11 protein-coding genes are annotated in these 9,737 nt (G+C 52.1%); 6 read left to right on the top strand and 5 right to left on the bottom strand.

What is annotated here, in order from left to right; genetic code table 11:
- From tnpB to Q0J41_RS03755, 4 genes are all read right to left on the bottom strand, one after another.
- A partial coding sequence (gene tnpB, locus Q0J41_RS03770; protein ID WP_296226325.1) for an IS66 family insertion sequence element accessory protein TnpB occupies positions 1-119 on the bottom strand: 119 nt, incomplete at its 3' end.
- Positions 112-294: a hypothetical protein gene (locus Q0J41_RS03765; RefSeq protein WP_043921291.1), complete on the bottom strand. Its 183-nt coding sequence runs from the start codon at positions 292-294 to the stop codon at positions 112-114. The genes tnpB and Q0J41_RS03765, both read right to left, overlap by 8 nt.
- 128 nt (positions 295-422) lie before the next feature.
- Positions 423-1,886, bottom strand: a complete 1,464-nt coding sequence (cls, locus tag Q0J41_RS03760; protein WP_296226319.1) for a cardiolipin synthase — start codon at positions 1,884-1,886, stop codon at positions 423-425.
- Between the two features lies 1 nt (position 1,887).
- Positions 1,888-2,832, bottom strand: a complete 945-nt coding sequence (locus Q0J41_RS03755) for an alpha/beta hydrolase (protein WP_296226316.1) — start codon at positions 2,830-2,832, stop codon at positions 1,888-1,890.
- A gap of 71 nt (positions 2,833-2,903) precedes the next feature.
- On the opposite strand from Q0J41_RS03755, the gene Q0J41_RS03750 reads away from it, so the two are divergent.
- On the top strand, positions 2,904-3,650 hold the full coding sequence (locus Q0J41_RS03750) for a ribonuclease H family protein (protein WP_296226314.1): 747 nt from the start codon (positions 2,904-2,906) through the stop codon (positions 3,648-3,650).
- Between the two features lie 655 nt (positions 3,651-4,305).
- On the opposite strand, the gene Q0J41_RS03745 is transcribed toward Q0J41_RS03750, so the two are convergent.
- Positions 4,306-5,262 (bottom strand): DUF1002 domain-containing protein, encoded by a 957-nt coding sequence (locus Q0J41_RS03745; protein ID WP_296226312.1) that lies wholly within the window; start codon positions 5,260-5,262, stop codon positions 4,306-4,308.
- Positions 5,263-5,431: 169 nt separating this feature from the next.
- Between Q0J41_RS03745 and Q0J41_RS03740 the strand changes: the two genes are divergently transcribed.
- From Q0J41_RS03740 to Q0J41_RS03720, 5 genes are all read left to right on the top strand, one after another.
- Positions 5,432-6,268, top strand: coding sequence for a glycosyltransferase family A protein (locus Q0J41_RS03740; RefSeq protein WP_296226310.1), 837 nt, complete (start codon positions 5,432-5,434; stop codon positions 6,266-6,268).
- Positions 6,252-6,911: an alpha/beta hydrolase gene (locus tag Q0J41_RS03735; protein WP_296226309.1), complete on the top strand. Its 660-nt coding sequence runs from the start codon at positions 6,252-6,254 to the stop codon at positions 6,909-6,911. The genes Q0J41_RS03740 and Q0J41_RS03735 overlap by 17 nt, the downstream gene beginning before the upstream one ends.
- A gap of 93 nt (positions 6,912-7,004) precedes the next feature.
- On the top strand, positions 7,005-8,006 hold the full coding sequence (locus Q0J41_RS03730; RefSeq protein ID WP_296226307.1) for a ribose-phosphate diphosphokinase: 1,002 nt from the start codon (positions 7,005-7,007) through the stop codon (positions 8,004-8,006).
- A gap of 192 nt (positions 8,007-8,198) precedes the next feature.
- The gene (locus Q0J41_RS03725) at positions 8,199-8,879 is read left to right on the top strand and encodes a TetR/AcrR family transcriptional regulator (RefSeq protein WP_296226305.1); all 681 of its coding nucleotides are present in this window, start codon (positions 8,199-8,201) and stop codon (positions 8,877-8,879) included.
- Positions 8,880-8,889: 10 nt separating this feature from the next.
- Positions 8,890-9,723 carry a hypothetical protein gene (locus tag Q0J41_RS03720; protein WP_296226303.1) on the top strand — a complete coding sequence of 278 codons (834 nt, stop codon included), beginning with the start codon at positions 8,890-8,892 and terminating at the stop codon, positions 9,721-9,723.
- Positions 9,724-9,737 lie beyond the last annotated feature (14 nt).

Raw genomic sequence — 9,737 nt, 5'->3', positions numbered from 1 at the left:
GAGAAGGGATCGAGATTGAAGCTCTTCTTAACTATGTAAGCAAGCGAATCGATTCCCCGACGCATATCGGTCTTACCACAAACAATGAACACTCGACCTAACTCAGCCAGATTAATCATGGCTAAAGACCCTGTCTACGACTTCGAGCATAAGCTCGCTAGTGGCATCACTGTAAAATGACAGCTCAACTCCATTGGACTTCAGATTGAGAACGAGCCTGTTCTTTGGAAGCTTATTCCTAGGTCTGAGTTTGCCCTTCGGCAGCTCGAGCGGTACGATTGGATGTTCAGTCATAATATCATGTTCCTCCGTATTCAATTGTTAAGAACAGTATATGACTATTGACTGGGGGTTGATAGATACCGCGCTATTGGGTGCTTACTGTTTTCTTGTTTTATTCTCTCTTGTTTTCTTACTCTTTTTTACAAAATCGGGGATAAGAGGCGGGAGAAGTTCTGCAAGGCCCGCAGCCAGCGGGACTGCTTCTTGATCATCTCCGGCGTGAGAAGGGTTGACTGCTCCATGTCCTTTTCAAACTGGCCGGACATCTCCTTGTTAAAGACCCGGTCGTAAACGAAGACATTGTCTTCAAAGTTCAAGTCATAAGAGCGGTAGTCCTGGTTGACGCTGCCGACAGTCGCGTACTTGTCGTCGATGATGATGGTCTTGGCGTGCATGAAGCCGTTGTTGTAGGTGTAGACCTTGACCCCGATCTTGACCAGCTGATTGGCGTACCACTGGGTTGCCCGGTAGATGAATGGGTGGTCCGGCATGCAGGGGATCATGATCCGCAGGTCAACCCCTGAGCTGGCCAGGATCTGCCAGGCGGCAATCATGGCCTCATCCGGAATCAAGTAAGGAGTCTGGATCCAGACCCGCTTTCTGGCCAGCATCATCAAGCGGACCAGGCCGTTTCGCATGTAAGGCTCGTCGTTGTCGGGGCCGTCAGAAACAACCTGGACGGCCATGTCACCTTTAGAGATGTTATTTTCATCCAGGTCAGGGAAGAGCTTTTCGTCAAAGCTGATCAGCTCTTCTTCCTTGACGGCGGAAGCGTTCCAGTCCATCACGAATCTTTCCTGCAAAAGCAGGGAGGCTGACCCGACCAGGCGGAGGTGGGTGTCCCGCCAGTAGCCGAATTTTTTCTTCCTGCCCAGGTACTGGTCGCCGACATTGAAGCCCCCGGTCCAGGAGGTAACCCCGTCGATAACCACGATCTTCCGGTGAAGGTGGTAGTTGATCCGGTTCCGGGAAATCATGTTTCTCGAGGTGATGAAGGGCAAAACGTCCCCGCCGGCTTCAGTCAGCTGGTTGAACCAGCTCTTGGAGGCCCCGAATGACCCCCAGGCATCGTAGAGGACCCGGACCTGGACTCCCTGCTTGGCTTTTTGGATCAAAAGCTTGAGGAATTCGTTGCCGATGGCGTCGTTATAGATGGTGTAGTATTCAACGTTGATGCTGGACTTGGCCTGGCGGATGTCGGCGAAAAGGTCCCGGAACTTGGCATGCCCGTCAGTGTAAAGTTTAAGCTTGTTGTTTTTGGTAATCGGCGACTCCTGGTCCTTGTCCAGGTACTTGATCAAAATGTGGGCGCTGGGAGAAGTGTCGCTTTGGTCAATTTTCGCCGGGGCCTCGGTGATCATTTTTTGCACGTTGGAGAGGCCAATGTGCTTTTGCCGGTTGATGGCAAAAAGGTTTTCCTGGGAAATCCCCCGGCCGACGAAGCCATAGATGATGAAGCCAAGCACGGGCAGGATGATCAAGACGATCAGCCAGGCCCAGGAGGTGGCCACAGACCGCTTTCTGTGGAAGACGGTCCAGAGGGCCAGGATGGCGTTGGCGAAGAAGATGATGTGCCAAATATCGATCCAAGAGATGGCAGTCACTTTAAAGTCCTTTCTTGATTTTGTCTAAGCCTAAAAAACGGTCCAGGATGCCGATGACGAAGGGCTCGTCATGCATCTGCGAGTGCTCGGCATTTTCGCCGCGGACCTCGACTTCCTGGTAGTAGACCGCGTCCGAGGCCAGGATATAGCGGATGCTTTTGGCGGAAACCACGGAGATGAAGCGGTCGGAATTGGTCGCGTCCAGGACGTTGCCGTAGATGTTCAAAACCCGGATGCTGGGGCTGAAGTCCCGCCGGTGGCGGAGCATGTAGGAATAGTGCGGGGTCATCATGCTGGGCCGGCCACTTTCCGTCAGACGGTTGACATTGGGGATGTCGCCCAGGTACATGACTCCGTTGAAGGGGCCGGCGATCAAAGCGCAGCTGGCCAGGTGGGGGAAGTTTTTCCGCTTGGCATAGCGCATTTCCGTAGCGACCACGCAGGGCGAGCCCAGGGAGTGGGCCACGGCGCTGTAGCGGGTAAAGCCGTATTTTTTGCTCAGAAAAGGCAGGATGAAGCTGAGATAGTAGTTGATAGCCTGGTAACCGGCGATCCGGTCCTTAAAGGCTAATTGGATGATGGGCTGCTTGTCGCCGGTATAGCAGCCGGTCAGCTTGATCCGGCCGGTCAAGTCAGCCTCGACCTTCAAAAAGCGGTAGTCCCCTTTTTGCTTGAGGGCGTCTTCGACCATTACTTTGGTGGTGTAGTCCCCGCCGCGGAAGCCGTGGACGTAGATGATCGGGACCTGGTCAGAGCCGCTGGCCTGGTTTTCAGCCAGGTCGCTGACCCGCTTGCCCCACAGCTTCAGAAAGAGCCGGAAAGGCGGAAAGCTTGCCAGGATGCCCAAGAAGAACATCATGGCCAGGGAGTGGTCCCGGGGGTCGGGATTTTTGCCGCGCTTTTTTTCAGTTTCTTCAGCATACTTTTTAGAATTAAAAAAGAGCACAGTCGCCCCTCCTTTCTCTGATACAATTGCTTTGTAAACATCATACCATTTTAGCAAAAGAGAGGGAGCAGATGAAAGTTTATGTTGTTAAAAAAGGCTACCGACCAGGAATCTACCACAGCTGGCCTGAAGCCGAAGCGCAGGTTAAAGGCTTTCCCGGGGCAGAATACAAGTCCTTTAGCAATATAATGGAGGCCCTGGACTACCAGCAGCTGGACCCGGAAGACGCCCTCAAGGCCTTGCAGGGCGCAGAGGACAAGCTGCAGGCCGCGATCGCCAAGGTCAGACAGGGCGGAAGCAAAAAAGAATTTGCGGCAAGTTCGAAGTACGCCGCCCATATTTTTACCGATGGGGGCTGCCGGAACAACGGGACCCACAAGGGTGGGCACGTGCAGGCAGACGACAAGGCGGCCTGGGCTTATTTGATCGAATACAGTGGCCAGAAGCTGTCCGCCAGCGGCGGCCGTTTTGGGGCCACCAACAACGAAATGGAAATGACTGCTTTTTTGGAAAGCCTGAAGAAGCTGGAAGAACTGGGCTTAAATGACCAGCCCCTCTTGTTCTCTTTAGACTCCCAATACGTCATAAAGGCCGTCAGCGACAACGACCAGGGGCCGGCCTGGATCAAGGGCTGGCAGAGACGGGGCTGGAAGAAGGCGGACGGGTCACCCGTTGCCAACCGCCAGCTCTGGCAGGAGATTGCCAAGGAAATGGCCAATTTTGCCCAGCCGGAATTTGAATGGGTCAAGGGGCACGCCAACAGTGCCGGCAACAACTTTGTCGACGGCCTGCTCAACAAGTACATGGATCAGATGTAGAAATAGAAAAAATCTGTGATGACTTAATGCACAAAAGACCAGCAGATGCAAACAGCAACTATTATGGTTTGGCTACGTAAACTACGGGGCCAGATTTCACAATTTACGGTTTGGCTACGTAAACTACGGGGCCGGATTTTGCGATTTACGGTTTGGTTACGTAAACTACAGGGCCGGATTTTGCGATTTACGGTTTGGTTACGTAAACTATGGGGCAGAATTTTGCGATTTACGGTTTGGCTACGTAGACTACGGGGCTGGATTTTGCGATTTACGGCTTGGTTACGTAAACTACGGGGCAGAATTTTGCTTGTTGACGAAACAGTTCAACTTTACACATTAAGCCAGGACGAAAAAATTCCCCGGTTGAATAACAATGTCATTAAGTGATTGCCATTGACCATAAAGTGGTTCTAAATAAAAACTTGTTCAATATCACACCGTTTGGGTATAATTCTTGAACAAGTTTTTTATTTCCGCGCACGACAAACTCCTCATAATCCTTCTTTAGCCATCCAGCACTTCCGCGTTTATTTTTATTCCGAATCCTACAAAAGTCAAAAGAACTGTACTACCCAAATTTTGGATAATACAGTTCTTTCTTAATGTCAATCCCTTAACTTAATGACCCCGGTTGAATAATCAGGGTCATGTTTTACTTGCTAAAACTAGAGAAGAGGCTGGTAAAGAAGTTAACGATGGCGTCCCAGAGCTTCTGCAGGGCGTTGCGGTTTTCGCTGGTGTTCAGCTTGGCAAAGATCCCCTTGGCGCTCTTCTGGATGGCGCTCATGGCCTGGCTGGCCTGCTGCTTGAAAGAAGAGGAGTTGAGGGCGCCGGAGTCGCGGATTTCAACCAGGATGTTGACGATCTGCTGCTTCTGCTCATTGCTGATCACATTGGTCAGATTGTTATTTTCGATCTGATTGTTGACGATCGTGATGATCTGGTTCTTAGTGATGCTGGGGCCTTTTTGGGACATTTCCTTCTTGGCCCCGGCCACGGCATTGTTCAGCTGGGCGTCGGAGTAGCCGTCCTTGCCCTTGTTTTCCTTGGTGATCCCGCTCAGGGTGTTCAATTCGTCCTGGGCCGCGGTGATTTGCTTCTGGTTCAGCTTCTCCCCACTCTTGGCGTAGGCCTTGTAAATCCCGGCCAGGGCGCCGGAACCGTCGATCGGGATGGCGGAAGTGACGTAGATGTTGGCGTCAGTGATCCCGGCCGTTACCGCCGCGTTTCTGTACTGGTTGGCGGTAATGGTCGTGATGTTGTTTTGCCCCTTGTAGTTAAGGATGCGGACATTGATCCCGCTGCCGGAGCTGGTTTTTTCAATGGCGGCACTGGACCAGACCCCGGAAGAGGAGGTAAAGGTGCTGCCAGACGGGTTCAAGTAGGTAACCAGGTCGCTGCCCGTTACCGTTAAGGTGTTGTAGCTGCTGGAGTCGCTAAGCGCCCCCTTTAAAACGTCCAGGGTGCCCTGTTTTTGGCTGGCAGTTAATGACGTCCCCAGGGTAATGACCGGGGTGGTGTCTTCAGCGGCAGAGACCCTGCCGGCTACTAGGCCCAGGCCCAAAAAGAGGGCGCAGGCCGTGATGATTTTCTTGATTCTTATGTTCATTTTTATAAGTCTCCTTGCTTTCTGTTTTCATGCTCCACCTCCAATTATACTAGAGTTTGTTTTAGGGATATCTCTCTTAGCAAAAATTTAAGCAGGTTGCCGGCCAGGGGCAGACTTTTGAGGAAGATGATATAATGTAAAGGATAGATTTGGAGAGGGGGATGCGGCTTTGCGAGCAAATGCCGACTTGAAGCTGACGGTCATCATGACTGTTTACAACCAAGAGAAATACCTGGCCCGGGCCTTGGATTACTTGCTTGAGCAGAATAACCAGCAGTTCAAGCTGCTGGTTATTGATGACGGCTCGACTGACTCAACCGCGGAAATCGCGGCCAGCTACCAGGACCGCTTCCAGGCTTTCGACCTGGTCAGCAAGACCAATGAAGGGGTGGCCGCCGCCCGGAACTTAGGCCTGGATATGGTTGACACGCCGTATTTTATTTTTCACGATGGAGACGACTGGGTTGAGCCAGACTACACGGATTACTTTATCAAGGCTTTTGACCGCCACCCGGACGATGACATGGTAACCTGCGGTTATTATGTCGACCAGGCAGGGAAGCCGTCCGTGCCGATTACTAAGCCAGTCGAAGGCGAGTTGACCCGGATTGAGGCTGTTTTAAAGGTTTTAGGCAGTGCCCACTCGCCAGTTAAGGGCTACACCTGGAACAAGTGCTACAAGACCCAGCTGGTCCGCCGCCTGCACCTGCGCTTTAACGAGGACCTGGACTTGATGGAAGACCAGGTTTTCAATATTGACTATCTGATGCAGACGGAGGGCTGCTACTACAGCTCCGTGCCGCTCTACCACTACTGGCAAAGAGCCGACAGCGCGGTGCACACGGTCAGCTGGGACCACTTTTGGAGCATCGTGGGAGCCAATATTTCGATTTACAAGAGCATTTTTTCCCACTTGTGGCAGAAGCTGCTCAGCAAGCGGCCGCAAACCCAGGAATACCAAGGCAGTTATGTAAGGGAAAGGATCAAAGATGATCATCAAAGTTAATGGAGTCGATCTTTACTACCAAAAGCTCGGTCAGGGCAAGCCCTTGATCCTGCTGCACGGCCACCACTTGGACGGTGGAATGTACAGCAAGGTGATCGCGCCTTTGTCACTGTACTACACGGTCTACACCCTGGACATGAGGGGGCACGGCTTAAGCGGCGGTGACGGGGCTGAGCACTACCAGACTGAAGTGGAAGATTTGGCCGTCTTTATCAAGGAGCTGGGCCTGGAGAAACCATACGTCTTTGGCTATGATTCCGGCGGTCTGGTGACCTTGATGCTGGCCAGCCAGCAGCCCGATATTTTAGGCAAGGCAATCGTGGCCGGGGTCTTTATCGACGGCCGGGGGATCCACAAGTACCACTACTTGACTGAAGGGGTCCGGCGCTTTCTCCGCTTTGACCGCGACAGCCGGGTAGAACTTACCGAATCCTACATGGAGCCGGAAAGCCTGGAGCAGATCAAGATTCCTGTTCTCTGCGTGGTTGGGGAAAATGACTGGGTCAAAGTCGAACATGTCCGCTGGTACAGCAGTTTGATTCCAAATGGCCGTCTGGCCTTGATGCCGCGGCAGACCCACGATTCCTACGTGGTAGGCAGCTTGAAGATTTTGGACTTGATCAAAGATTTTTACAAGGAATAAAGAGAAAAAGGCCGATCAAAGCCGAACCTTTGCTATAATGTTACTGTAGATACAATAGATTCTGTTAATGAGAGTGTTTCTAAGGGGCTCATGATGACATCAATTACAAAAGAAGAAATTCATAAGTTGCTCAACCCGATGAAGGTGATCGGGCTCGGCGGCAATCCGCAATTGAACGAAAAGGTAGCCAGCACGCTGGGCGTTCCTTTGATCGAAACGACGGTTCACCACTTCAGCGACGGTGAAATCCAGGTCAACATCGCGGAAAGTGTCCGGGGCTGTGACGTCTTCGTCATCCAGTCAATTCAAGATCCGGTCAATGAAAACTTCATGGAACTGGAAATTGTCCTGGATGCCCTCCACCGGGCTTCAGCCCACACGGTCAACTGCGTGATCCCGTACCTGGCCTACTCTCGTTCCGATACCAAGACCCGGTCCCGGGAACCAATCACGGCCAAGCTGATTGCCAACCTGCTCCAGCTGACCGGGATCGACCGGGTATTGACCATCGACTTGCACGCTTCCCAAATCCAGGGCTTCTACAACGTGCCGGTTGATCACCTGCACGCGATGCCGCTTTTGGCTCAATACTTCCTGGACAACGGGATCGCGGCCAAGGATGACGACGACGTGGTCGTTGTTTCACCAGACCACAGCGGCACCAAGCTGGCCCGGGTCTTCGGCCAGTACTTCAACGCGCCGATCGCCATCGTTGACCAGCGCGGGGCCCGCTACGACGACAGCGTCCACGACATGATCGGTGACGTTAAGGGCAAGAAGTGCATCATCGTTGACGACTTGATCGACACTGGCACCCGCCTGGCTTCATCAACCCGGTCAGTCTTCGCTGCCGGCGCGACCAAGGTTTACGCGGCTGCGACCCACGCCTTGCTTTCACAAGACGCGATCAAGATCTTGAATGGCTTGCCGCTGGAACAAATCGTGGTTACGGATACCGTTAAGCATGAGAAGTATCCTGACCGGATGGTCCGGATCTCAGTTGACCGCCTGCTGGCCAAGGGGATTGACCATATTTACAACGATCGCTCAATTCACGACATTTTTGATGAACAAAACCGCTTCACCAAAGACTAAGGCGCGATCAACAGGGAGACCGCTAGCGGTCTCCCTTTTTGCTTATATTATTTCTATTGCTTATTTTTGGAATGTGACTTAATTAAACAAGAAAAATAACAGATTTGGGTAAAATCAAGCGTTATTGCAGTGATTGGGCAAGGAAATCTTGTTATAATTTTATTAACTTTTACAGAGAGGATGAGATGATCGATGGCAAGAAGAAAGAACATGCAGAGACGGCGGGAGATCTTGGACAACACCTTCCGCTTGATCAGAGCCAATGGCTTTGATCATGTTTCCTTGCAGATGATCGCGGAGAACTCAGGAATTTCCAAGTCTCTGCTGCAGTCTTACTACCCTCACAAGGCAAGACTGATGACTGACATTGTCAGAAATCTGTTCAATACCATGTGGGACCAGGTAGAAGTAAACTATCACGCGCCAAAGAAGAACCCCTTCACCCGGGTGGACGCTTTGATCTACACGATCGTGACTTTGGGGATGACGGACAAGGGCCTGGACCGGGTAATTACAGAGGCCTTTACTGACCAGACTTCTTTGGACAACTGGAGCCGGATGCTGAACGAATGGATGAAGTCCCACCATGCTTTTTCCGAATACAGCAACTACCAGGAAATCCGGACCGGGATTGCCTTTATCGTTACGGGGGTTGGCCGTTTGTATCGTGACCGGGAAAAGCACGGCCTTAACGCCGAACAAATGGCGGACTACTCAACCAGTTCCCTGATGTACAGCTTTTTGCACGCGGACCCGGAAGAAATCAACGCCGTGCTGGAAGAAGGCCACGGGATTATTGACGACAGCAACATCGGTGAGGTCCACCACGCGATCGACACCATGTTTGACGAAGGCAAGGTAATTTACAGTTAGGAGCAAGCGCATGGCAGAAAGTTCCGGAACGCACAGACGAAGGAACAACTATGAAATCGTGGACAACGCGTTAGAATACAAGCGTCCCTTGGCCTTTATAGCTTTCTTATTGCTCAGCTTGCTGCTGGCCACGGGAACTTTTCTGAATCCCGCTTTTATGAAGGAGACCATCAAGACCGACAGCAACACGGTCGTGGTCAGCCAGCAGGTCAACAGCCACTTCAACCGCCTGGCCACGATCGTCAACGGGTCCAGCGATGAAAAGAACCTGATCTCTGATGACCAGGCCAGGGAAGTTGCCGACTTGATCATTGACTACAAGTACGGCTGGCACTTTATCCATACCAGCAATCTGGACCTGGCCAAAGACATCAAGGCCGTGATCTTGAAGAAGGAGCAGACGGACACCGACCAGGTGACCGCCATCCGCAAGAAACTGAAAAAGCAGAGCAATTCTTCAGTCTACATCGTCAGCAACGCCTTTGACCTGGCCACGGTCATGTTAGAAGCCAACTTGATCACGATCATCCGGATCGTCAACCTGCTGGTGATCCTGCTCTGCCTGGTGGCCGTAGTCTCGATTTTGCGGGAGGCTTTTGCCAGCCACACCAAGCAGGCAGTGATTCATGACATGACAGCCGGGCTGATGTGGACCGCCTTTTGGTTCATCCTGGTCTACGGGCTCTTGGCCATGCTGCCGATCTTTATGGACACTTCGGTCATTACCGTGGCGGACCTGGGCTACTGGCTGGAAATTGCCAGCGGAGTCTTCCTGGACTTCGTGATCGCCGGCGTCATTTTATACGTTGTCAGCGCCATTCCATGGCAGGCGACTTCAAGATAGCAAAAAGGCAAAGC

The sequence above is a fragment of the uncultured Lactobacillus sp. genome (assembly GCF_944327175.1).
GTDB lineage: Bacteria > Bacillota > Bacilli > Lactobacillales > Lactobacillaceae > Lactobacillus.
Note: the sequence above shows the minus strand (reverse complement) of the source record. Positions and strands in the feature narration are given on the sequence as shown.